This is a genomic window from Rhizobium mesoamericanum STM3625 (assembly GCF_000312665.1).
GTDB lineage: Bacteria > Pseudomonadota > Alphaproteobacteria > Rhizobiales > Rhizobiaceae > Rhizobium > Rhizobium mesoamericanum.
On record NZ_HF536773.1, the window covers coordinates 350,867 to 374,953 of the forward strand.

Annotated in this window: 21 protein-coding genes; 10 read left to right on the forward strand and 11 right to left on the reverse strand. The window is 59.1% G+C overall.

Annotated elements, in window-relative coordinates; all coding sequences use genetic code 11:
* Nucleotides 1–4 precede the first annotated feature (4 nt).
* From BN77_RS21995 to BN77_RS22005, 3 genes are all read right to left on the reverse strand, one after another.
* Nucleotides 5–1,000, reverse strand: coding sequence for a Tim44 domain-containing protein (locus tag BN77_RS21995; protein ID WP_007536150.1), 996 nt, complete (start codon nucleotides 998–1,000; stop codon nucleotides 5–7).
* An 86-nt stretch (nucleotides 1,001–1,086) separates the two neighbouring features.
* Nucleotides 1,087–1,545 (reverse strand): YbaK/EbsC family protein, encoded by a 459-nt coding sequence (locus BN77_RS22000; protein ID WP_007536152.1) that lies wholly within the window; start codon nucleotides 1,543–1,545, stop codon nucleotides 1,087–1,089.
* A gap of 52 nt (nucleotides 1,546–1,597) precedes the next feature.
* Nucleotides 1,598–2,371, reverse strand: a complete 774-nt coding sequence (locus BN77_RS22005; RefSeq protein ID WP_040678622.1) for a DeoR/GlpR family DNA-binding transcription regulator — start codon at nucleotides 2,369–2,371, stop codon at nucleotides 1,598–1,600.
* Nucleotides 2,372–2,984: 613 nt separating this feature from the next.
* On the opposite strand from BN77_RS22005, the gene BN77_RS22010 reads away from it, so the two are divergent.
* The 6 genes from BN77_RS22010 (at nucleotide 2,985) to BN77_RS22035 (ending at nucleotide 9,141) form a co-directional block, all read left to right on the forward strand.
* Complete coding sequence (locus BN77_RS22010) at nucleotides 2,985–3,728, forward strand: glycosyltransferase family 25 protein (RefSeq protein ID WP_007536155.1); 744 nt, start codon at nucleotides 2,985–2,987, stop codon at nucleotides 3,726–3,728.
* Complete coding sequence (locus BN77_RS22015; protein WP_007536157.1) at nucleotides 3,725–5,083, forward strand: O-antigen ligase family protein; 1,359 nt, start codon at nucleotides 3,725–3,727, stop codon at nucleotides 5,081–5,083. Before BN77_RS22010 ends, BN77_RS22015 begins: the two co-directional genes overlap by 4 nt.
* 5 nt (nucleotides 5,084–5,088) lie before the next feature.
* Nucleotides 5,089–7,011, forward strand: coding sequence for a polysaccharide biosynthesis protein (locus BN77_RS22020; protein ID WP_007536161.1), 1,923 nt, complete (start codon nucleotides 5,089–5,091; stop codon nucleotides 7,009–7,011).
* Between the two features lie 52 nt (nucleotides 7,012–7,063).
* Nucleotides 7,064–7,975, forward strand: a complete 912-nt coding sequence (locus BN77_RS22025) for an NAD-dependent epimerase/dehydratase family protein (protein ID WP_040678303.1) — start codon at nucleotides 7,064–7,066, stop codon at nucleotides 7,973–7,975.
* A 44-nt stretch (nucleotides 7,976–8,019) separates the two neighbouring features.
* Nucleotides 8,020–8,598, forward strand: coding sequence for a sugar transferase (locus tag BN77_RS22030; protein WP_007536166.1), 579 nt, complete (start codon nucleotides 8,020–8,022; stop codon nucleotides 8,596–8,598).
* Between the two features lie 108 nt (nucleotides 8,599–8,706).
* Nucleotides 8,707–9,141: a GFA family protein gene (locus tag BN77_RS22035; RefSeq protein ID WP_007536168.1), complete on the forward strand. Its 435-nt coding sequence runs from the start codon at nucleotides 8,707–8,709 to the stop codon at nucleotides 9,139–9,141.
* On the opposite strand, the gene BN77_RS22040 is transcribed toward BN77_RS22035, so the two are convergent.
* Complete coding sequence (locus BN77_RS22040; RefSeq protein ID WP_007536170.1) at nucleotides 9,138–10,235, reverse strand: adenylate/guanylate cyclase domain-containing protein; 1,098 nt, start codon at nucleotides 10,233–10,235, stop codon at nucleotides 9,138–9,140. The two genes, BN77_RS22035 and BN77_RS22040, sit on opposite strands and share 4 nt — an antisense overlap.
* Nucleotides 10,236–10,315: 80 nt before the next feature.
* Nucleotides 10,316–10,762: an SRPBCC family protein gene (locus BN77_RS22045; RefSeq protein ID WP_007536172.1), complete on the reverse strand. Its 447-nt coding sequence runs from the start codon at nucleotides 10,760–10,762 to the stop codon at nucleotides 10,316–10,318.
* A gap of 520 nt (nucleotides 10,763–11,282) precedes the next feature.
* Here BN77_RS22045 and BN77_RS22050 point away from each other — a divergent pair.
* A complete protein-coding gene (locus tag BN77_RS22050; protein WP_007536174.1) occupies nucleotides 11,283–12,413 on the forward strand; it encodes a calcium:cation antiporter in 1,131 nt (376 codons plus the stop codon).
* Nucleotides 12,414–12,510: 97 nt separating this feature from the next.
* Here BN77_RS22050 and BN77_RS22055 read toward each other — a convergent pair whose 3' ends face one another.
* From BN77_RS22055 to BN77_RS22070, 4 genes are all read right to left on the reverse strand, one after another.
* The gene (locus BN77_RS22055) at nucleotides 12,511–12,870 is read right to left on the reverse strand and encodes an SPW repeat protein (protein ID WP_007536176.1); all 360 of its coding nucleotides are present in this window, start codon (nucleotides 12,868–12,870) and stop codon (nucleotides 12,511–12,513) included.
* A gap of 210 nt (nucleotides 12,871–13,080) precedes the next feature.
* The gene (locus BN77_RS22060; RefSeq protein WP_244426227.1) at nucleotides 13,081–14,859 is read right to left on the reverse strand and encodes a serine aminopeptidase domain-containing protein; all 1,779 of its coding nucleotides are present in this window, start codon (nucleotides 14,857–14,859) and stop codon (nucleotides 13,081–13,083) included.
* A gap of 161 nt (nucleotides 14,860–15,020) precedes the next feature.
* Nucleotides 15,021–16,439 carry a lipopolysaccharide biosynthesis protein gene (locus tag BN77_RS22065; RefSeq protein ID WP_007536181.1) on the reverse strand — a complete coding sequence of 473 codons (1,419 nt, stop codon included), beginning with the start codon at nucleotides 16,437–16,439 and terminating at the stop codon, nucleotides 15,021–15,023.
* On the reverse strand, nucleotides 16,436–17,518 hold the full coding sequence (locus tag BN77_RS22070) for an endo-1,4-beta-xylanase (RefSeq protein ID WP_007536183.1): 1,083 nt from the start codon (nucleotides 17,516–17,518) through the stop codon (nucleotides 16,436–16,438). The genes BN77_RS22065 and BN77_RS22070 overlap by 4 nt, the downstream gene beginning before the upstream one ends.
* A gap of 198 nt (nucleotides 17,519–17,716) precedes the next feature.
* Between BN77_RS22070 and BN77_RS22075 the strand changes: the two genes are divergently transcribed.
* The 3 genes from BN77_RS22075 (at nucleotide 17,717) to BN77_RS22085 (ending at nucleotide 21,608) form a co-directional block, all read left to right on the forward strand.
* Nucleotides 17,717–19,201: a GumC family protein gene (locus BN77_RS22075; RefSeq protein WP_007536185.1), complete on the forward strand. Its 1,485-nt coding sequence runs from the start codon at nucleotides 17,717–17,719 to the stop codon at nucleotides 19,199–19,201.
* On the forward strand, nucleotides 19,194–20,552 hold the full coding sequence (locus BN77_RS22080) for an O-antigen ligase family protein (protein WP_007536187.1): 1,359 nt from the start codon (nucleotides 19,194–19,196) through the stop codon (nucleotides 20,550–20,552). The genes BN77_RS22075 and BN77_RS22080 overlap by 8 nt, the downstream gene beginning before the upstream one ends.
* Before the next feature lie 123 nt (nucleotides 20,553–20,675).
* Nucleotides 20,676–21,608, forward strand: a complete 933-nt coding sequence (locus BN77_RS22085) for a glycosyltransferase family 2 protein (protein WP_007536189.1) — start codon at nucleotides 20,676–20,678, stop codon at nucleotides 21,606–21,608.
* A gap of 89 nt (nucleotides 21,609–21,697) precedes the next feature.
* On the opposite strand, the gene BN77_RS22090 is transcribed toward BN77_RS22085, so the two are convergent.
* Complete coding sequence (locus tag BN77_RS22090) at nucleotides 21,698–23,026, reverse strand: hypothetical protein (RefSeq protein WP_007536191.1); 1,329 nt, start codon at nucleotides 23,024–23,026, stop codon at nucleotides 21,698–21,700.
* A gap of 188 nt (nucleotides 23,027–23,214) precedes the next feature.
* On the reverse strand, nucleotides 23,215–24,075 hold the full coding sequence (locus tag BN77_RS22095; protein ID WP_040678309.1) for a DUF6492 family protein: 861 nt from the start codon (nucleotides 24,073–24,075) through the stop codon (nucleotides 23,215–23,217).
* Between the last annotated feature and the right edge of the window lie 12 nt (nucleotides 24,076–24,087).

The window sequence follows — 24,087 nt, forward strand, 5'->3', positions numbered from 1 at the left end:
AAGATTATGCCGCGCGTGGCTCGGTGCCCTGGATTGCCGCGAGCTTCCACTCGCCGCCTCCCCGGCGCACAAACGTCCAGACTTCTGTCGTTTCCGTCGGTCGACTTTTGTCCCCGCTGACGAGCCTGCCGCTCGCCCGCTCGACGAGCGCGTCGACTGAAGAATAGCGCATCGCCAGCGTCGCGTATTCCGCGCCGTCCTCGCGCCAGGCTTCGGCGATGTCGCCTTGCAGCAGCTTGACGTTCGACACGTCGTTGCGCACACCGTTCGTCGCATTCTCCCCGAGTTCCTCGGCAAGGTAGGACATGGCTTCGGGCGTCGTCAGGCGGCGCAACGTGCCATAGTCTTCGGCCCCGTACGCGGTCTGCACCTCGGTTAGCAGTTGCTCGAATCGGTCAAGGTCGCGTCGGCTCAAGCCGAGTTCGTCATTCGGCTTCGCGCTTGCCTGGCGCTGGCCGTAGCCAGCCGTCGACCCAATCGACGGGATCTGAAATGAGGTGTTGCCGCTGGAAGCCATATTGCTGGCGGTTGTGCTACCGGGACGGCCATAGGCGGGCTGGCGACGATTGGCAAAGAAGCGCATGGCAAACGAAATCGCAACCGCGATCAGGGCGATCTGCAACAGCATGCCGAGGAAGCCGAAGCCGCCGCCAAAGCCGTGGCCGAGCAACATGCCAAGAAGACCGCCAGCGATGAGGCCGCCGATCATCGATCGTCCGAAGCCATTGAAAAAGCCGGGCCTCTGCGTGCCGAACGGTTGCTGGCCCGCATACGGCGCATTGGTTTGCGGGCGCGGGGTCATTGAACGCTCAATTGGGGCAGCCGGCGACGGCGCGGTGCTCGTAACGGGCGGCGCCTGGAACGTTCGTGTGCCGCGACTGCCGAAACCAAAGCTGCCCGCACGGCGCGCATCGGCCTCGCCGATCGAGACAAACACGCTAGCGCCTGTCAGAACGGCAATCGCCGCGATCTTGGCAAAACGCGAAACAGCACGGGGCATCCAATCTCTCCTGTCATGACAAACAACGCATGTCGGAGCTTATATAGGGACTGCTTGGCGGGTTTGAAGCTTTGCAGGGCCGATCTCTATTGGCAGACATCGACCCAGGTCGCCCCGGTGAGCTGCGCCAGGCGTTCTGTCGATATGCGAACGGCCGAATTGGTGGAACCCGCTGCCGGCACGACCTCATCAAATCGCCGCAGCGAAACGTCGCAATAGATCGGCAAAATCCTTGGCAAGCCGAAAGGGCAGACGCCGCCGACCGGGTGGCTGGTAGCCTCCGCGACCTCCTCGGGGCCAAGCATTCGGCCCTTGCCCCCGAAGGTATGCTTGAACTTCCTGTTATCGAGCCGAGCGAGACCGCCGGCAACGACCAACATCGTTTCCTCTCCCACACGCAGGCAGATCGTCTTGGCGATCTGAGCAGGATCGACCCCATGCGCCGCCGCCGCCAGCGCCACCGTCGAAGAGCTTTCGGCAGTTTCGATGATCTCGATATCGGGAGCATGCGCGCTGAGGAACGCGCGGACGGTTTCTAGACTCATGGGCGAAAGCTAGCGCAGGACAAGGGTCAAATGAACCCCAAATCCTCAGCATCTACGCAGGTGCTGATCCGGTTTCGATCAGCTTAACGCTGTTTTCCTGACAGAGGCGACGGATCGAAGGTGCAATGCACCGATCGGTAATGAATGTATGCACCTGGGGTAGCTGCGCGATGCGAACAGGTGCAGTGCGTTCGAACTTCGTCGAATCCGCCACCAGAATGACGTGCCGTGCATTGGCGATGATGGCCTGCGCGACCTTCACCTCGCGAAAGTCGTAGTCAAGCAGCGCGCCGTCCTCGTCGATCGCGGATGCGCCGATCACGGCATAGTCCACCTTGAATTGCCTGATGAAATCGACGGCCGCCTCGCCGACGATGCCTCCATCGGAGCCACGCACCACGCCGCCGGCTATCACGACCTCGATGGTCGGAAGTAGCCTGAGTCGGTTGGCAACGTTGATATTGTTTGTAATGACCATCAGTTCGTGATGGTTCGTCAGCGCTTCGCCGACCGCTTCCGTTGTCGTGCCGATATTGATGAAAAGCGAGGCGTTGTTGGGGATGAGACCGGCTGCTGCAACGCCAATGGCCTGTTTTTCGGTCGCGGCGATCTGGCGTCTCGCCTCATATTTCACGTTCTCAGTACCGCTTGGAAAGTTGGCGCCGCCATGGACGCGCGTCAATATCTGAGCGTCGCAAAGATCATTCAGATCCTTGCGGATCGTTTGCGGTGTGACGGAGAAATGCGCAGCCAGTTCTTCGACGAAAACACGGCCATTCGACTTGGCCATCCCGACTATTTCCGTTTGGCGATCGCTCAGGAACATGAGTTCGGTCTCTTTCACTTGCATTTCGGTTTTCCGCTTGAGAATGCTTAACAGAGGATCGGTCGTGCGCAAGAGCGATCACGTGGCGTCGGTTTGCGTCTGCGACATGTGCTTTACAACGGCACTCGCGCCAAATTGCCGGACGGGGCAGACCGCTCATCGCATCACGACCGCAAGGGTTGCTAATTAGATCGAAGCTTTCCGGTTCGTCGTCTATCACCCGCCTGCCAAAACACCCGCGGGACCAACATTCGCCAGGGGAAATTTGTCCTCGCGCTCTCCTAAAGACTTGCAAAGGCGCTTAAGAACGACGATAGCGGGCCTCATGCGGCTAGCGCGCTGAAATTTGCCATAATTGAAGTGGCATGCAGAGCCTTGCTGCAGCTGGGTTACGGTGGCCATAAATATTGTCTGTGATGGTTGTGGATACACGCAGAAGTGTTTAGGTGACGATAAACGAAAACGCTACTCATGAAACGGTCGGAGAGGGCTCCGTCCATTTTTCGGATTTGCATGATCTCCTCGTAAGCAGAGGTAACGCAAGCGCCTGAAGAGTGCCACAAATGACGCGGATCAGATGCTAGAATTGAACACCCAAACAGGAAGGAAGCGCTTGCAACGTTTGATCGGTGCTTACGTGATCAATCTGGATCGTTCCTCCAAGCGGTGGGCAGAAGTATCATCGCAAGCGATCTCAGCTGGCATGCAGATCGACCGGGTGCCTGGGGTCGACGGAAGCTTGATCCCCGCCGCGCAACGATCTGGGTTCAACGAGAAGGCGTTCCTGCGCCGGAATGGCAGGCAGATGTTGCCCGGCGAGTACGGCTGCTATCGTGCTCATATGAGGGCCTTGGAAGCCTTTCTCTCCAGCAACTACGAAAGCGCCATCATCATGGAAGATGACGTCGAGTTGCGCCAGGATTTCACCCTTAGGGCAGCCGCGATCTTACGAGCAGTGCCGTCCGCAGACGTGGTAAAGTTGCTTAATCACAGATCAAAATGGTGCCGGACGGTGGCCATCTCGGAATATGGAGATAGCATTGGCCGCTGTCTGCACGGACCGCAAGGGTCCGCGGCTTGCTACCTGGTCACGCGCGAAGGCGCTCGAAAGCTGCTTAAGAGTGCAGACAATATCGAATTTCCCTACGATATGACGCTTGAGCGCGGATGGAAGACGGGCGCTAACATCTATACCGTTCGAGAAAATATCGTCGAATTGTCCGAACGCTCGGCTGTAAGCCAGATTGCCAACAGGGCCCAATACCGCGCTGTAAAGTTGAGGGGCCCCCGTAAGATCGGCACGCACCTTCTTCGTTTGATCGAGTATGCGCGCCGAATACGGTATGCACTGTCATGACGATATCCCCATCCCGCAGTCAGGTCCTTGAGTTCGTCACCGGCATCTCATGGCTGGCGATGATGTCAGTCACGTTGATAGAAAGCGATGTCTATCGATATGCTGCCATTCTGCTCATGGGCTTGACCTTCACACTTCGAAAGGCGCCCCTGCGCCCGGCGTTGGCAGACTGGCTGGCGATCGTCTGCGTGGCCTGGGGTGCCCTGACCTTGTTGAGATTTCTCTTCGGGCTGATTGTGCTCGGCGAGAGAGGCGCGTCGGAGTGGCTCTACGCTTTCGCGATCTTTTTTCCCGCGATGGGCGTGGCGCTGCATACGAGCTGGCATCTCATCAAGCCAATTTTGCTGGTTTTCTTCTCTAGCGCGCTCGTCGTTCTGATGGTCTCGACGCCATTGTCCGCGATTATGGCGGGCGAGCGGATCTCCCCTGGCTTCCACCACAATTCGATCCACGGCGCCGTCGGATGCGGCTTCATCTTTATCGGAGCCTTTTACTGGGCAGTCCATCAATGGGAGATTGGCAGCTCTGCACGAACAAAGACAATTGTCTCGGCGATTGCCGTGATGGTCATCGGTTTGGCCCTTTTCAATATTTATGGCGCCAAGTCGAAAGGCGTATGGCTGGCGTTGCTGCCGGCCGTCGGGCTGATGTTTATAACGACCCTTCTCTATCTCAGACGAAGAACTGTGCTGATTGCCGCAATCGGTGGCCTGCTGCTTTTGTCGTGGGGGGTCTATGAGGTCCGTGACAACCTCGCGCATTATGGTGCAGCGACGCTCAATTCCGTCGTGATGATCGGCGAGCGGTTGGATAGCGGCACTCCACTTGAGCGCGTCATGAAGGACGCAATTGACTCTTCAGAGACGCCTCCCTCCTTGGATGAGCGCCTGCAACTTTGGGCCAATGCAGCTAGCGTTATTTCCGTCGCGCCGATATTCGGCAATGGAAACGGGTGGCTTACGATCTGGAGGACAACAGCTTATGCCAGCGTTCCGTACACGCTGCTACACAATGGCTACCTGGAGATTTTGGTCCGGTATGGTTTTGCCGGTCTCGCAATATTGGCGCTGATCGTTGTGTCGGCCATCTTTCGGGTTCATCGCGCGTCGTCGGCGGGCGTGATCAGCAAAAGCACTTTTGCGTGCTACCTCACATTCGCGACCTACTTTGCGTTTACGATCCTGAGTAACTCGAATAACCGGCTTGCTCTCGGCGAATCATACGCCCTGTTGTTTGCGGCCACGTGTTTTGCCTCTTCGATCAGGCTGCGCTCCCGCTCGAAGGCCCGCCGCAGTAATGTTGCTTCCCATATCGATGGCTTGTCCGAGGCGATCACGGCCCGCGTGCAGGGATAGCGCGGATGCGGGCGGTTTCCGACAGGTATGTTCAAAGCATTCTTGATTTGCCGCGGCCAACAAAGCGGGCCCTGGCAGTGCTGGTTGATTCATGCCTTTGCATTCTGACCATCTGGCTCGCCTTTTGCTTTCGCCTGAATGACTGGGTGACGCTGACGGGGGGGCAGCTTCTAACAATTCCAGTATCCCTTGTGATTGCGCTACCCATCTTCATCACAATGGGCCTCTACCGGGCGATCTTCCGCTTCCTCGGCTGGTCGGCATTCATCACTGTGATCAAGGCCATCACGATTTATGGCCTTGCGTTCATGGTCATTTTTACGGCCATCAGCTTCCCAGGGATACCGCGCACGATCGGCATCATGCAGCCGTTGTTGCTGCTCCTGGCAATCGGCCTCACCCGTTTCATGGCAAGATACTTCCTGAGTGAGGCCTACAAGCGGATACTGCGGCAAAATACGCAGACGAATATGCTCATCTATGGTGCGGGGTCCCGCGGCAGGCAGGTTGCCGGGGCGCTGAGCGGCAGTGTTGACTTCAAGGTCGTCGGCTATCTCGACGATGACAAGAGCCTGCATGGAAGTCTTATCGGCGGTGCTGCCGTCTATAACCCCGAGAAGATCGTTGAATTGAGCGCACGGCTGAATGTGCGCACGATCCTCTTGGCGCTTCCCAAGATCGATCGATCCCGCCGAAACGAGATCCTGGAGCAGCTTCGGGGCGCACGCGTTGCCGTTCGTACCGTCCCCGACCTGAACGCCCTTGCCCGTGGACAGGCGGAATTCACCGACCTGCAGGAACTGGATATCGAAGATCTGCTGGGTCGAACACCAGTTCAGCCCGATCAAGCGCTGCTGGAACGCAACATCCATGGCCGGGTGGTCCTCGTGACCGGCGCGGCTGGTTCAATCGGTAGCGAACTTTGCCGCGGGCTGGCTCGATTGAAGCCTGCTGCATTGTTGATCCTCGACCAAAACGAGTATGGCCTCTATGCGCTGGAGAACGAGCTTACCGGCGACCCGGATACCGGTCTTCAGATCGTGCCTTTACTTGCAAGTGTTTGCGACGAGCTTCGGATCCAGAAGATCATGGAGACCTGGCAGCCAAACATTGTCTATCATGCTGCGGCCTACAAACATGTGCCGTTGGTGGAGAAAAACCCGGTCGAAGGGGTCAAAACGAATATCTTGGGGACGGTGACAGTGGCGCGAGCAGCGATTGCCGCCCGCGCTGAAAGATTCATCTTGATCAGCACGGACAAGGCCGTCAGGCCGACAAACGTCATGGGCGCCACCAAACGGCTCGCGGAAATGGCGCTTCAGGGTTTGGCAGCCGAGCGCGCCTCGACGATTCTCACGATGGTGCGGTTCGGCAATGTATTGGGATCCTCCGGTTCGGTCGTCCCCTTGTTCCGCCAGCAAATTCGTCAGGGCGGGCCAATCACCCTGACGCATCCCGAGATCACGCGCTTCTTCATGACTGTGCCCGAAGCCACCGAGCTTGTGATCCAGGCCGGCTCCATGGCCAAGGGAGGCGACGTCTTCGTCCTCGACATGGGCGAGCCAGTCAAAATTATCGATCTCGCCCGCCGGATGGTGGAGCTATCCGGCTTGACCATCAGGGACGAACGAAATCCGTCCGGAGACGTCAGTATCGTCACCACAGGGCTGCGGCCGGGTGAGAAGCTTTACGAAGAACTGCTGATCGGAGACAATCCCGAGCCAACCGAGCATTCCAAAATAATGCGTGCGCGCGAGCGGTTTATCGAGTGGGCGATGCTGGCGCCAAAACTTCGGCAATTGAGTTCCGCCGCCGAAGAGGGAGATGTCGAGGAACTCAGACGCATATTGAGCGAGCTTGTGCAAGACTACCGTCCGTTCGACGGGGTCGTTGACCTTGTGTCAGTTCGCCAGGGGACCTCCAAGTGATAGTCTGTGTCAAACGATCGCTTGGCATGCCGGCGTCGACCCGGAGCTGACGATGCTGCTCGTTACCGGCGCGACCGGTTTTGTCGGTCAGGACCTTCTGCGCAGATTGCGCCTCCGCAACCTCCCGTTCAAGGCGGCCTGTCGCTCGGATCGGGCGGGATATCTTGCCGTCGGGGACATTGATGGTGGAACGGATTGGAAAGCCGTTTTGCCTGGCGTCGATGCCGTCATCCATCTCGCCGCTGCAAACCAGAATGTCGTCGATGGATCAAACCCTGGACCTGAAGTTTTCCGGACGGTGAACACCGAAGGGACAATCAATCTTGCTAAACAGGCCGCCGCGTCTGGGGTCAAACGGTTCATATTTATCAGTACCATCAAGGTGAACGGCGAACGTTCGGCCAAGGAGCGTCCGTTCACACCGCAGGATATACCGAATCCTGCGACCGACTATGCCGTTTCAAAGCTTGAAGCAGAACGCGCCCTGATCGCCCTTTCCAAGACGTCGGACATGCAGATCGTCATCATCCGCCCGCCGCTGGTCTATGGACGCGGCGCAGGCGGAAGCTTCAAGGCACTCGCGCAACTCGTTCGGAGTGGAATTCCGCTGCCCATGGCCTCGATCGGCAATCGACGATCCATGATATACGTCGAAAATCTCGCGGATCTTATCGTGACTGCGGTAGTTCATCCTGCCGCGGCTGGCCAGGTACTGTTGGCAGGCGATGGCGAAGCCGTCTCGACGCCCGAGTTGTTAAGGCTGCTCGCCGCTGCAATGGGACGCCGGGCCAGACTGGTCCCGTGTCCTCCGGCCGTTCTTCAGATGCTCGGCCGGGCAATCGGCAAAGAGGAGCTTGTAAGCCGCCTGACCGATTGGTTGGAAGTGGACACATCGCATACGCGCGCGCTATTGGACTGGACGCCGCCTTTTGATATGCGCGACGCCCTGAAACGCTCCTTTTGAGCGCTTTGGCATCGATACTTGACATGAGGAACTTGAATCTCCCGATGCTCACCGGCTTTAACAGATCCCTGAAGCGACTGTTTGACATCTGCGCTGCGTTCTTCGGACTTATCGTTCTTTCCCCGATCTTCCTTGTCCTTGTCGTTCTCGTGCGCAGGTCCTCCCCTGGTGGCGCGTTGTTTCTTCAGGAGCGAGTGGGGCGGTTCGAAGTGCCATTCGTTTGCATCAAATTTCGCACGATGGCAGCAGGTTCTCCCAATGTCGGGTCTCATGATGCAGCGTCGTCCTGGATCACTCCGCTCGGCCGAAAGTTGCGAGCATACAAGCTCGACGAATTGCCTCAGCTTATCAACGTTCTGCGCGGTGAAATGAGCTTCGTGGGTCCCCGCCCCTGTCTTCCAACGCAGCATGACGTCATTCTCGCACGACGAAAGCGCAAGGTGTTCTCCGTGCGGCCTGGCATAACCGGACTGGCCCAGCTTCAGGGAATTGACATGTCGACGCCCGAAACTCTTGCGGAAGTCGACGCCCGCTACATTCAAAAAGCTGGTTTCTGGCAAGACATGATACTCGTCATCAGCACATTGGCCGGACGAGGAACAGGGGATGCGGCCCCAAAGTAAGCTGGCTGGACGTCGAGCTGCGCCGCCGGCCGCCTGACGACAATCGCAGGCTATTACTCCCTGGCCATCTGCGGTAGAAATATAAGTTATCCTCGGGGGAGAATTTGCATGACTGCAGACGACGCCCAGCCTGTCCCCAAAATAACCCGCGGCTCTTGTCATTGCGGCGCGGTTCACTGGGAGTTTCGAGGCATTATTCCAGATGCCACGATCTGCAACTGCACGGTTTGCCGGCGCTACGGCGTGCTGTGGGCCTATGACTATGATGGCCAGGGCATTCGCGTCGAAGATAAAACCGACGCGCTCACCGCCTATATTTGTGGCTCGCAGAGCCTTTCCTTCAATTTCTGTCGTCGGTGCGGTAATCTCGTCAGTTGGCGCGCTTTGAGGCCAAGCCGAAACGGGCAGACGCGAATTGCAGTCAACCTCCGTCTTGCCGAACCCGCGGAGGTGGCCGACATTCGCCTGCAGCGGTTTGATGGTCTCCATAGTTTCGAGGACTTGCCGCCCGATGCGCGCACGGTGGCCGATGTTTGGTTCTAGCCGTCCAATTGTCGTTCCTCACCAACGCCGGCAGTCTCATCGTCAGGCAGCGTATAGACCGCACACGGCTCTCTAATTCCCCGCAACGGGTGGCTGCCCAGAGAAATCAATGCGGCGCTCGTCTCAGCCGCCACCGCGCCAGAAAGCAAGACGGTGTGCCCCAAGACCTTGCACAGCCCCTCAAGACGGCTGACCAGATTCACTGCTGGCCCAATAGCCGTAAAGTCCAGTCGGTCGGCCGCGCCGATATTGCCCCAGAGGATTTCCCCGAAATGGACTGCCACGCCGAACGGAAGCGGTGGTAAACCCTGGCCTTGGCGCACGATGTCGAGATGGTCCATGCCCGCACGCGCGGAAGCGATGGCAAGCAGCGCCGCCTCACAGGCGATGCCCGGCGTGCTTGTGACAGGGAAGATCGCCAGGACCCCGTCCCCCATGAATTTAAGCACCTCACCGCCAAAGGCGTGGACGGCACCGGCAATTCGATCAAACCAGGCGTCGAGCGTGGCGATCATCACCGCCGGTTCCGTTGCCTCGGAGAGCGCCGTAAAATCGCGCAGATCTGCGCAGAGCAGCGCGGCCCTTATCGTCTCGCCGGTGCCGCGAGACAGAGCACCGGCTTGCACGCGGGCGGCGCTTCGTCGACCGAGATAGGCCTCGAGAAGCGCGCTCAGTCCTGCCCTTGCCGACAGCGCTGCCAGGGACGGCGCGGCGAAGCGTGCTGCCAGGTCGAGATTGCCGACCTCGGCAGGCGTGAACGGCCGTGTCCCCGCCCAGCCCAGTACGGGGCTATCAAGCATTGAGCCCACAGTGCTTTCCTGGACGGGTCCAAGACCGGTCAACCATTCATGCCCGGCCCGATCGTCTGTAGTAACGACAAAGCTCAGAGCCTCGATCACGGCCCCGGTTTCGGCGCGCCACAGCCAGGTGCGGCGCGCGATGATCGGGTGGGGTGCTGCAAGTGTCAGGGCGCCGCCTGCTAGCGGCAACCCGTCATTTAGCAGCCGGCGGCCCAATTCAGCCAGGAACCGCTCGGGATCCGGCGATGCGCCTGCTTCGTCGATCAGCCATGCAAGGGAGGTGGGCAGATCCATTCTTAGATCATGCCATGGCGGCCGAAAGCTGTCACTTGCCGCGCAATTTGTTTACTGCGGTACCGATCGGAAAAAGGCTATCAAACCCGACCGGCCCATTGATCCGGGCCCGGATCACGCCCGGCCGCGCATTCCGCCAGTCTGCCGATATAATGCTCCCAGCCTTCCGCATGTCCGGCACACTGCTCGGCATTTGGCAATCCGGTATGTGTCAATCGCAACAGGGTTCCGCCCGACTTCTCGATCAGATCTATTTCCACCAGGCTCGACCCGGGCGGTACAATCTCACTCCCGTCCCACCCAAAGCTGTAGGCGAGCCGATGGACGGGCACAACCTCTCGGAAAGACCCCCGAGCGAAGCGAGCGCCGGTAACGTTGACGAGATAAAGCCCACCCGGCTGAGGCTCGACCTGTGCCTCCGTCCCCATCCAGCGCAGGATCTTTTCAGGATCGGTGAGCAAGGCAAAAACCGCAGAAGGCGGCGCCGAGATGTGGGTCTCGCGGTGGACGACAAGAGGCTCCTGCATCAACTCCTCCTATGGCTGCTGCAATCCGATCCGCCAACCGGCCTGTTGGCGCCTTTCGCGAATTCTCTCCGGGAGGAGATAGGCAAGAGATCTCCCGCAACAAGTACGCACCGGCGCCTGCCAAGCTTGCCGTTCGCAGCCGTCGATCGATAGCCAAGCTCGGCAGCGCACGCCGAACGCGCCGGCTCATCTCGTCGCCGACGGAGCCATTGAGACTAGGAGCCCGACTTGCCGTTGCAAGTGAACAACCTGCCCTTATTGCCACCTGTTGCAGCGTGATCTTCAGGCTTCTCCAAAGATCAAGACTTAAACGAATGCGCCGGCCTATTTCGACCTTTTGGATGAAAGATTTATGTCAGCGGAGGCACTTTGCGCGGCTGCTCGCGGCAAGAAGACAGCCAAATCGCCCGGACCGCATCGTCGTTCGCCTTGTTGTCCGCCCGTCCCGCTTGCCAGAGGGGAGTGGACGGATGCGCCGCGTTATGGCGTATTCTACCCAACGACTATGGGGGCCGGCAGAATGAACCCGGAAGTGGCCGCACCGCAACGCCTACGGTTGGCGCTTATACTACGTCAGGAGTGGCTCCTTGCGGTCAGCGCCGCTACAAGCATCGTGTTCCTCCTTGTCGGTCGCATTCTATTCGGCTTGCTTGCCAATCCGGCGTGGCTGCTCATCATGTTCGTCTGGCTGTTTTCAGTCGTGCTTGGCTCGGCACTGTCCGTCGTGCGTCATGCCGATCATCTCGCGGAACGACTGGGAGAGCCTTACGGAACACTTATCCTGACCCTTGCCATTACCTCAATTGAGGTGATGGCCATCACGGCGGTCATGCAGCATGGCGAGAACAATCCGACGCTGGTGCGCGACACACTTTTTGCCGTGGTGATGATCATCCTCAATGGCATGGTCGGCCTGTCCTTGCTGGTTGGGGGCTGGCGGCGGCCTGAACAACACCACAATCTCCAAGGTGCCAATGCCTATCTGGGGGTTATCGTTCCCCTGGCGACGCTGAGCATGATCATGCCCAACTTCACGCATCCAGCCAATGGGCCGCCTTACTCCGCTATCCAACAGGCGGTTCTCGCCTTCATTGCAGTTGGGCTCTACAGCATATTTCTGACCCTGCAGACCGGCCGCCATAGAGGCTTCTTCATCGACGAGACCGGCGAGGCAGCAGACCATGTCAAACCGGACGGGGGGCCGCTTTGGGTTCCCGTCATCCTTCTCTTTGCCTATATGGCCCTCGTCGTTTTCCTGGTCGAGCAGTTGGCTGCGCCAATCGACTACTTCATCGAGACGCTGCATGCTCCCGCAGCGCTTGGCGGTGTCGTCATGGCCATCCTTGTCGCAACGCCAGAGGCAATCAGCGCTGTTCGCGCCTCGCTCGCCAATCACCTGCAGAGGTCGGTTAACATCTTCATGGGATCCGTTCTGTCGACGATCGGACTGACGGTACCGGCAATGCTGGCCATCAGCCATCTCAGCGGCCATCCGGTCGTGCTGGGGCTGGAACGTACCGACAGCGTAATGCTGGTGCTGACGCTGGCCTTGAGCATCATCACCTTCGCCAGCGGACGTACCCATCTCATGCAAGGCGCCGTGCACCTTGTCCTGTTCGTTGCCTACTTTTTGCTGATATTCGAAACGTAACCGCCCTCGCGACCAATACTGATCGCGAGTCGCGCGTACGATACGTAACGGCCAAGTCCTCTCAAGGGACCAGCCGCGGCGATAGGGTCAGGTCCGGCTAAGCGTGTGCGTGCGGATGATGAACATCCCAGACTGCCCATAATGAAACCGCAGCAACGAGCACACCAAGCACGACGGCCGTCCACATCGCGTTCGCACTGGCCACAAAGCCAAGCAGCCACGGGGACGCAATCAGCCAGAGGCCGAGTACGAGATTTGCCCATTCCTCCCATTCGGAGAACACCGACAGTGCCGCTGTGGCCAACGCGCCAAGCATGACGGCTACGATCCAGGCATTCCAGCTCGGCATGGCTTCAGCCGCGAAGCCCATAACCCATGGCGAGACGAACAAGCAAACCGCCAGAACCAGATTAGCCCAGTCCTGCTTTTTCCTTCCTTCCATCAGAGTGATTGCCATGATGACCTCCCAATATAAAGCTTATCAGGCGTCGCGTGAACTTCACGCTTAAGTATATAATTTGGTGAGCTCCAAGATTTAAATCAAGATATCGCAATGCAATACTTGAGATTCAGGTCTACAGCCGCAACCACGCAGAGCATTGTTCTAAACCAGCCAGGGATACATCCCGCTGAAGTTGCTGCGCCCGGCGCGCCGCCAAAATCCATGTCAACAGATTGCTAAACGCTTGCCCTGGCGAGGGTGGCCAAGAGCAAGAGCTTGCAGCTTTGCCAGCTCAATCATTTTTTGGCGGGCCGGCAGCGGTGTCAGATTATGGTCGGCATCGGGAAACAGATGCAGCTGCACATTCGGGTAGGCAGCCAGTCTTTCGCCCGCATCGCCAAAGTTGATGCGGAACATCTCCTGCCCGTCGTCGCCTTCCGTATAGATGATGGAAAGCACAGCGCCTCGGTTGGCCAGCGATTGGAAATCGCGATGCACTTGCGCTGTCAACTGCGTGAGTGGCCGGGCGGGTGCGAAGACGGGAGACAATCCGGTAGCCGCTCGATCGACGAGGCGCACGGAGATGTTCTTGGTTACAGCACCGAGATCCACTTCGCCGTTCCACAGGCGGCGAACCGTTTCCATATCGAAGACATTTCTCATATATGCCTTGAGCGTCTTGGGCAGTCCCTTGAAGCGCCAACGGAAGGCGACCGGATTGACGATCATGCAAGCGTCCCAGCGCGGATCTGCAAGCACACTTCGGAACGCGACATAGGCGCCACTGCACCGTCCAATCAGGATTGTCCGTGCGGCGATGCCAAGGCTATCAATGAAGTCGCGAGCTATTTCGACATCGGCAATCTGGCTCTCGTCATAAAGAACCTGCTTGCGACGCCCCGCTACCGGCGGGCTATCTCCAACACCGGCGCTGTCAAAGCGCAGGGATGAGACGCCGATTGCTGCCAACTCACGCGCAAGCTCAACCGACGAACGCGCCCAACCTGCGGCGTGATCATAGGCGGTCGTCAGGATAACCGCGGTCACCCCCACGAACGCTTCGGTCGGTTCGCACAGCACTCCGTAGAGCCGATCTTGAGGTCCGAAGCGAAGAAACGTTTCGCGCATTTTGGCAGAATGGATCGACGCAATCGCAACTGGGCTCCTGGCCGGCGGCGCGCTGGGGATCCGGTATTGCGGGAGTGATTGCAGCCATTCAACTAGCTCATCATTGAGCGCGTCCGGGATTTCCTGATTGAGCGGGTTGGAGACCAGTGCATCATATCCAGCAAACGGTGTCGTGCGCAGCTGGCAGCCGGCGGCCTGGAGACTGTCGCGAAACGCTGTGTCCCCTTCCAAGCCTGGGCGCTCAGCGAGAAAGATCTGCGGCTTGGTGCCGATCTCGACATTGTTGAGATCGAGCGTTCGGAGATCGTTGGCAACGGCGGGTGGCATGCGCAGTCCCGCGATTGATCCAGGCGCGCCATCGCGCAGCTCCGGCTTGATGCCCAAACCGTCATCAATGAGCCTCGAAAACAAGGACAGCTCACGCAGATAGGCACGTCCTTTCAGGACCGGCGCCAGGAGGGCAATTGCGGCAAGCGACGGCTCTGAACGAACTTGCATGAGGGCGAGACTGGCGCCGATTCCCTGTCCGAGGAAAACCAAACTGCGTGCGCCCGACAGCACTTTCAGCTCTTCTGCAGCTTTTCCGATCACTTCGGACCACCCCGACAGCCCGCGTTCGGCCGGCGTATGATCCAGCGAATTTGCGGTTCCAGGATAGTCGAAGCGAAGGCTTGCGATGCCGATTTCGGCGAGCCGTTCCGCCAGAACGCGATAGAGCCGGCGCGTGCACATCTCCTCGATCCCCCATGGATTGAGGAAAAGCACCGCCAGGTCGCTTTTTGGTGCGCCATCATCAGCTGCGGTAAACAGACCGATATGCGACCCGAAGACCGTTGGCTGCGCGGCGGAACGCCCCTTTCCTTGTTCCCGGTTCATGCCAGTCTGCTTCACTTTTTTCTTCCCTTTGACACACTCCGATTGAGTGCCCCGCCGACCTATTCCTGATCGATATACTTTAGGAGTTAAGAATTTTCCCGAAGCAGGCGTGCGTTACTTGGATTCTGCTTCGTGGTCGATCACCAGGACGCCTTTCCCGATCAGGCTACCCGCAGCCGCCTCGTCAATGCCAAGCGGGCGCCGGCCAGGTTGAGCGCGAGTGCGGCCGCAGCATAAACCACGACACCCGTTATGATCGGGACAGTCAGGTCGACGATGACATTACCGGTCTGGTGCCTGCCGACGATGAACGTCGGCACCGCCATCGTTGCAGTCGCAAGACTGACCTTCACGATCGGACGAAGTTCAAGCGGCAAGCGATGAGCGCGGTAGGATAGGAAGTAACCGGCGATCACGCCACCTATCTCGGCAATCAGCAGCGCCCATGCCGCGCCGACCAGCTGGAAGCGCGGTACAAGGATAAACATGCCAATGATGTTGATGGCCAGTATGATCATGCCTTGCGCGCCCATCAGGCTCGGCTTCTTCGCCAGCTGAAAGCTGACATGCACGAACTGGTAGGAGATCGAACGAAACAGCCAGGCAAAGACCAGGATCGGGATGAGGATGGCAGCCGCATCGCGAAACTCCGGCCCAAGGATCAGGCTTGCGAAGCCCGGCGCCACCAGTGCCAGTCCGACGACCATCGGCATCAGCACGGTCAGTAGAACCTCGGCCGTTTCCATCAGATGCCGGTTGGTTGCCTTGTGGTCTTTCTGTGCGAGCAGACGGATCGCCACGGGAATCGTTGCGGAGCCGATCGCAACACCGGGAAAAAGAATGATCTGGCGGACCAGATCGGCCGCGGCACCATAGACGCCTGCCGCCGTCTCGCCGATGTAGGTCACAATGATCACGCGGTCGAGAACGGTGTGCAGGACAAAGATGAAGGATGATGCCGTCATCGGCAGGCCGAAGTGCACCATGTCCTTCAGCAGTCCAGGGTCAAACGGATGGCGTGGTCGGCGCCAGACATCCGGCGCGTAGACCAACAAGGTGGCGAGATAGGAGCAGGCTACGCTCACCAGAAGGCCCTGCCCGCCCATGCCGAGTACCATGACCAGGCCCGAGGAGAAGATCAGTGTCAGCACGGCACGCAGAATGACCGACCACATGTAGGCGCCGGTCTGCTGGCGTGAGCGGAACACCTCCTGTACGAATTCGAACAGCCCGACCATAAAGGCAACGAAGACCGCAGGCACGACATAGGTCGACGGGCCCTCGGCAATCAGCCACGTCACGAGAATGACAAGCGGACTAAGGAGCATGAGCCCGGCATAGGCATAGAGCGCGGTGGTGCGAACATCCTTCGATCCTCCTTCGGAATCGAAGCGCAGCACGGAGAATTTTATCCAGCCGAACAGCAGCGTCGATATGACGCCGGCAACGCCTGTGCCGACGACATAGATGCCGTATTCATGTGGGCTTAGCATGCGGGTGAAAAGCACGACTGAAACGAACCCAAAGAGGGCCGAAACAGCGTTGGCAATCATGTATGTCGAAATCTGGCGAAACATCATTCGGCAGCACGCGTGAATTCTTCGATCACCTTCATCAGCGCCTTGGGCCGGCAGCCGGCATCGAGCGGCAGCGGACGATTGGGCTTGCCGTCGTCGCGCTTGAACCACATCGGCACCCAGGTATAGCGATCGGTAATACCCCAGGTCAGAATTGCACTCGGCTGCGCCGCGTCAAAGATCGCTTCTAGAAATTCCCGCGCTCGCGCAGCGACAAGCTGGTCACGGTCATATTCGAAAGCAGGCAGTTTGTTGTCGATCACATCGAGCTCGGTCACGAGAACATCAAGCTGCATTTCCTTCACTGTTTCGACGAATTTCGACAGACCGTCTCTGTCGATGTCCATGTCACCAGGAAGATGGCCCTGAATGCCAACCGCATGGAGCGGCACGTCGCGATCCTTCAGGTCGCGCAGGAGATCCAGCAACGCTTGGCGGCGGTCACTGCATTGTTGTGTTGGATTCTCGATATTGTAGTCGTTGATGACGAGTTGTGCGGAAGGATCGACCTCAGCGGCAGTGCGCAGGGCAAGCTCAATGTAACGCTTGCCGAGCCGCTCCTGCCAGATCGAACCACGGATCGTAGCCCCGCTTTCAGGATGATCGGCAATCGCTTCGTTGACGACATCCCAGCTCGGAATTCGCCCCTGATAGCGTCCGACTACTGTCGTGATGTGGTGGACAAGTTCGCGCTCAGCCGCCGCAGCGCTCCCGATGGTCTGCGTCCATTCGGGCATGGCGCCGTACCAGGCAAGCGTATGACCGCGCATCTTCATGCCGTTCTGATCGGCAAAGGCGATCAGGCGGTCAGGTTGGTCGAACACGAATTGATCCTGGCTGGGACGCAGGTCGAACCATTTCAATCCGCCCTCGCCGACGACGAGCTGGCAGTAGTCGACAATCGCCGCCCGATAGTCGAATTCCGTAACAAGAAGGTCGGTACGCACCGCCGAGCCATAGGGAATGCTCCTTCTTGCATCGGCTGCCTTGGCAGTAGGGTGACTTCGTGCAAAGGGGTCGAGGGCGCCGGAGGATGCCAGTCCGGCACCCAATGCGCCGACAACGAAGTCGCGCCTACGCATGAATGGATATCCTTGGATTGCGTATAAATGAACCAGAATTCGACCGCGGACGCGGACAAAACCATCAATATCTCAAGTTTAGTGGAGACTTGCTTCGCGCGCACGCGACAATTGAAATCGCTATTAATGGATACTTAAGGAAAATCAGGTCTCTTAACCATAGGTCTGCGCTTTCGCGCCGTGTCAATCAGAACCGCCATGTACGAAGCTGCCTCCCGACATCAGACTCCGGTCATCAGTACACGTGGCTGGACGAAGAGCCGCGAGCGACCCGCTGACGTCGACGCGCAGGTGGGGCCGGTCATCCAGATCGCCGAGCCCCCTTCCGCAGACAACAGCTCTCCCATCTTCCAAGAGCTCTTCGAGCTCGACCTAACACGCATCCTCGACTGGTTACGCGCAGGCCTTGTGTGGATCGCCGCCCTTGCCGTCCTCGGCATGGTTGCCGGCTATGCCGTCGTCTTTGTGGTCAAGCCGCGCTTTACCGCCGGAATCGACCTTCTCGTCGACCCATCAAACCTGCGGGTCGTCGCCGACGACATCTTCTCCGAAAGCATGCAGCGAGACAGCCAGCTGCTCGATGTCGAGAGTAAGTTGCGGGTCCTGACGTCGGGTAACGTCTTGAGCCGCGTGGTCGACGATCTGAAGCTCGCCGCTGATCCGGAATTCGTTGCACCAAGCTCGAAAGACCCAAACGGTGACGCGCTTCGCACGCTCGAAAAGCGCGTGACGGCTCGCCGCGATGAACGTTCTTTCATCGTCAATGTCGCGGTATGGACACAGGACCCCGGCAAATCCGTCACCATCACCAATGCTATCGCGACGGCCTTCCAGGAGGAGCTCGCCAAGGGGGAATCGGAAGGAGCCGGGCGGGCGGCCAGCTCGCTGTTTGCGCGTCTGGGGGATCTGAAGGCGGAGGTTGCCAAGGCAGAGGCCGCCGTTGAAACATTCAAGCGCGACCAGGGCCTGCAGTCGAGTTCCGGCGAGCTCGTCAGCACGCTCCTGTCGAACCAGACAAACACGCAGCTGATCGACGCCAAGGCCCGCTTCATACAGGCGCAGTCCCGCTATAACGAACTCGTGTCGACCAACCCGAAGAACCGCCTGAACGCCTCTGCGCTGCAATCGGAAACGATGACCATGCTGCGTACGCAGTATTCGACGCTGCGACAGCGCGTAACGTCGCAATCCGCCATCCTCGGACCACGCCATCCAACAATCCTGTCGATACAGCCGCAGCTGAAAGCGCTGGAAGGCCAGATCGATGCCGAGACGGCACGCATTGTGCAAGCGGCCAAAGCTGATCTCGACCAGGCAAGGTCAGCCCTTGACGCGCTGAACTCGGAAGCCAATCAAATGAAGTCCTCGGTCTTCCAGGATAGCGCCGCGCAGATCCATCTGCGCGAACTGGAACGCGAGGCGCGTGCCAAGGCGGCCGTCTACGAAGCATTCATGGCAAGGGCCGGCGAGGCCGCGGAGCGCCAACAGATCGATACGACCAATGTGCGGGTCGTTTCGCCAGCAGTTGTCCCGACGACCCGTAGCTTCCCGCCACGCGGCTATGTGCTCGCCGGTGCCGGTGGATTTCTCGGCCTCGGACTGGGCCTTGCAGTTGCGGTCCTGTCCGGACTTTGGCGCGATTATCGCCGCCTGAGCGCAGCCCAAGGCAAAGCCTATGGCTGAGATAGGCAAGGCTGCTGCGGCAAGGAAAAGCGGCATCTTCGCCGCCTTTCTGTTCCTGGCAATCTTCAGCTATTTCTGGGTCGGATTGAGCCCGTTTCCCGATCCAAACGCCGCAAGCCTATCCACACCCTATGGCGGCACATCGAACGTGCTCAATCAGTTGATCGTCATAGCCATGTCGACCGTGGTGCTCGTAACGGTGCTTAAGAACCCGGCCCGCCACCTGCTACTGCGGCCCTACGGCCTGCTGATTTGCCTCATGGTATGGCTACTCTTCACCGGCCTCTTTGCAGGGGATCCGAGCGCCGCCTTCCGGCGCATCGTTTTTGCAATCCTGGTCTGCCTGTGCGCAAATGCGGCGCTGCTCATTCCAAGGGATGGCAGGCAGTTTGCAAAACTGATGTGCATCGGCCTGACTTTCGCGATCGGGCTTTCCTACTTTGGCGTGATTGCCTTTCCCCATCTTGCCATTCATCAGGCAACGGACGCGCTGGAGCAATCGCTTGCGGGTGACTGGCGCGGTCATTTTGGTCATAAGAATGTTGCCGCTGCCGCTATGGTCTATGCCGTCTTCTTCGGGCTCTACCTCGCAAAGGCGGGACACGGCCGGGTTGGAATGGTGATTGCGCTGACGGCCGGCTTCTTCGTTCTTCATGCAGGGGGAAAGACCTCGGCTGCAATGCTTCCAGCGATCTTGCTGCTTGCCTGCATTTTTGAGCGCTGGACGAAGCTTGGTGCGGTGATGCTCATCGGCGGCCTTGCCGGGTTGAATCTGATCTTGCTGGCTGCAGCAGTCTCCCCGAGTTTCAGCAGCCTGCTTGCCTCTGCCGGCATCGATCCGACGTTTACCGACCGTGGTTCCATCTGGCGCCTCGCACTCTCGGCAATCGCCGAGCGGCCGATCATCGGCTACGGCTTCCAATCCTTCTGGCAGACCGAAGCCTTGTTCAATAGCGGGCAAGCCATGACCACATGGGCAGTGACAGCCGCCAATTCCCATAACGGCTATGTTGAACAGCTGATCAACGGCGGCATACCGGCGCTGGCGATGGTCGTCATGTGGCTGGTGATCTTACCCATCGGCTACGTCCGCCGTGCGCTCTCCGGCAGCAACGATATCGCATTGACGCGGCTGTTTTTACGGATCTGGCTGTTCTCACTGTTTCTCGCCTGCCTCGAAAGCCCGTTTTTCGGCAATAGCGGGCCGATCTGGTTTACGATGCTCCTAGCGGTCTTCGGATTGAGGTTGCAAGCCAACGCCGGTCTCGTCATCAGAACATCCTCCTCGCCGGCACCGAAGGCGCGCCCCGCCCCGTTGGTCGACGCAATGGCGCTCGGAAAGCCGCGTTAACCTCATGCTCAGCCGACAATTGTAGAATGCTCGCCAGCCATTTACAGCTTCACCGCCGATCGTCGGCGACGTTGCCTTCAGCGGCAGCGGTAACAATCTCCTGCGTCAATTGAGGTTTGGACGATGCAGCAAAGCAAGGGGTCCGTTGAGGCAGTCGTTTGCATCCCGACGTTCCGTCGCCCGGCATGGCTTGCGCGCACGCTGGCATCGCTGGTTAACCAGGTGACCGACTTCCCCTTCGCGGTCGTCGTTGTCGACAACGACGCAGCCAATCCTGCCGGCGCGAGCTATGCCCGAGAATTTCTCGCCACGACCAACCTGCCATTCCTGGTCCTTACGGAAGAGCGGCAGGGCAATTGTCATGCCATCAACCGTGCCTTCGGCGCGGCAATGGACGCCTTCCCGGAAGCCGATTTTCTCCTCATGATCGATGACGATGAAATGGCCTTGCCTGGCTGGCTTGCTGCAATCGTCGGAACGGCCAAAGGGGAGAGCGCCGATCTCGTCGGCGGACCCGTGATCCGGGAGTTCGAAGTGCCGGTTTCGGACGCTGTCACCCAGCATCTGCTCTTCGGCTCGATAGAGGGCTCGACACGGGCAATCGATCAGATCCACGGGTCCGGCAACTGCCTGATCCGGCGGCGCGTATTTGCCGGCCTTGCCTCGCCGCTCTTTGATGTCCGCTTCAATTTTCTCGGCGGCGGCGACATGGAATTCTTCACGAGGTGCCGCAAGGCCGGCTTCAAGAGCTGGTGGTGTGCGGAGGCCGTGATCCGCGAATTCGTACCGGAGGAGCGTGTGTCAGCCCGCTTCCTGATGAAGCGCTCGCTTCGCACCGGCAGCATCAACTATGTCATTGATCGGATCCACAGCACGTCGGCAACACGTGTTCTCGCAAAAAACGCTCTCAGTCTGTGCGCCGGCTGCCTTCGATCGATGACGCTGTTCCTTCGAACCCGGCGACTGTTGCCGGCCAGCCATCCGCTCTTGGTGTCGCTCGGCCGCACATTGGCGAGCCTCGGTTTCCTGCCAACACCTTATCGGGCGAACCACTAGCTAGCTCTTCCTGATAACCGGCTATTATCGTATCTTCGCACGCAGGCTAATGTCCGTTTATTGCTGAGACACTCTTGGCCATCAGGCGTTCAATGCTGAGAGCCTATATAGCCGAGATCGTCGCCCAGGCGCTGGTGTTTTGACGCAACGATGGCGCGACCGCGGCGGATGGCGCCGATCGCGATCAGCGCAATCAGGCTGAGCAGCGGCAGGATGCGATGGTGATATCGGTCCGGCGGCCCTGAGATGATTGCAAACAGCAGATCGTTTCCGAAGCTGAGGAGAAGCAGCAGGACAGTCCAGATCCGCTCTTCGCGGCTCAGCCACTGCCAACCGCGCAGAAGAGCGACGATGGTTACGATATAGAGCGTGTAGCGCAGAGCCGTGCAGAGACCACGAACCGCTTCGGTCTGCCACAGGCCCTGCGGCTGTGCCGATTGGTAGAAGCCCTCGGGCATGCGCTCGGTCAGGACAGGAATGAAGTCAAGCGTCGTCTTGGGGGCGTAGAAGCTCAGAAGGTCAGCGGCTATAACGGCCGCGGTCTTCATCGGCTCGTAGGTCAGGCCATCCATGATTATTGGACGGGCGTGCTGCCGTTCGAAGCGGTCCAACTGGAAACCCTGCGGGAATTGGCGGGCGATATCCCAGAAGAAATCACGGCGACCGGCATTGATGGGATCTTTCTGCAGTTGGGCCATAAAATCGGCCGCCGCACAAAGCGTGGTGTCGCCCGATCCGCCACATTGGCGGGTCAGAAGCTCCGGATGGATCGAGAAGAGCCTAGAGGCGAGGAACGTCTGCCCGAGCCGTGGGACATCTGGAAAATACTTGTGCTCCAAGGCGGTGTTGACGAGCAGTAGCGTGGCGATGGCCAGCCCCGGCATGGCAAGCATCCGCAGATTGCGAAATGCCAAGGTCGCAAGCAGCGAGAAGGGCAGAACGAGCAGCAATCCGCTGGCATGACCAGAGAGGAGAATGCCCGACAGCATGGCCAGGAACGGGCTCTTCCAGCGTATCGCGACAATCAAAAAGGCGATGGCCGAAAAGAACCAGCTGTCCACGAGGACGGCGCTGGCATAAAGCGGCTGCAGGCTCAGAACCGCCAGTGGTAGCGCCAGTACGAGCGGGGCAGTTGGTGAAAAACCGCGATAGAAGAGCAGCCAGGCGGTTGCTGTCAGGACCGCGTTGAACATCGGCAGCGCCCAGTAGCCGACGAATCGGTAGGGCAATGCGATCAGAACGGCGGCGGTGTTCGACCGGATCCAACCGACGCCTTGGCCGGAATAGGCAATGGAATCGTCCATCACCAGCGGAAAGCCGTTGATCAGCGCCGGCGTCAGCAGCAACATTGTCAGCAGCAGCGACACGAAGGCCGGTCGCCACAAAGCGGTTGGGCACGCGGTTTTCTGTAAATCCATGCATTCCCCGGCTGTTTCAGCGCACGCGTCATCCCCAGCGCAGCCTCCGAATCAGAGACTTGTGGCGAGCCATATTGAAGGCGGCTAGATCAGTGTTGGAAAGGCCTGGCTACGCAGAGTATGTCCGATAATCGGGGTCATTTCCTGTTGCGGTAAAGCACTTGAGAACACGTGCTCTGGAGCCGGCGTCAGCCAAGAGCGACCTCGCGGATCACCTCGATTGGCGTGCGCGTATGCGACTGAATGGCGATCGTTGTCTGGCCGGGCTTCAACCCACCCATGAATGACGCCAATCCAGCAGCATCGAGAGCCGGCCCCTCCCAATAGGTCAGGCAAGGGCTCTCAGAGACGCGTTCGTGCCGCTCTGCAAGGTCAGGGTCATTGGCCACCGCGACACCATATATCAGGTACTCGGAAAAGTGCCTTACCCGGGCAAGCGCATCCCACCAGGCAAGACCGCTTGCTGCTTCGATGCGCTTGGTTACGGACATGACTGTCCGCCGTTCCCACAGCACCATCTGGCTTATGAAATCATCGCCCGGAGGCGCCGGCACATTCAGACCAAGCAGCCGATGGGCGTTTTGCCACCAGCGGAGGTGGCTCGGCCGGGACGGATTGACATCGCCCACTGCAACGTAGTGCGCGAGCTTCGGTGTCGATGCGATCACGTTCAAATCGAGCGGACGGCAGAAGCAATTATCAGAATCGATGCACATCACCCTTTCGCTCGGCTGCCCAAGTGTCATGGCGATCTTGCGCATCTGCTGCAGGTGCCAGCCGTAGATCGGCAAGCGAAGATGGGGCGCCCACCAGTAGCGCCGCCCACGCCATTTCAGCAGTGGCCAGAGCGGCGGAAGCAGGCTGGACGAGACGATGACGCGCCGGCGTTCGCCTTCGAGACCGGCGAAGGCGTCAGCGTCCTCGTCACCAATCACGATGTAATGCGCATCGTAGCCCGTGACGTATCGATCGATCGAGTCGCAGAGAAGACGGCAGCTCTCAAGGTCGCCGCGATAGCTCGGTGTGATCAGCGAAATTGAGGGGCTCATGATCGTCGTCCG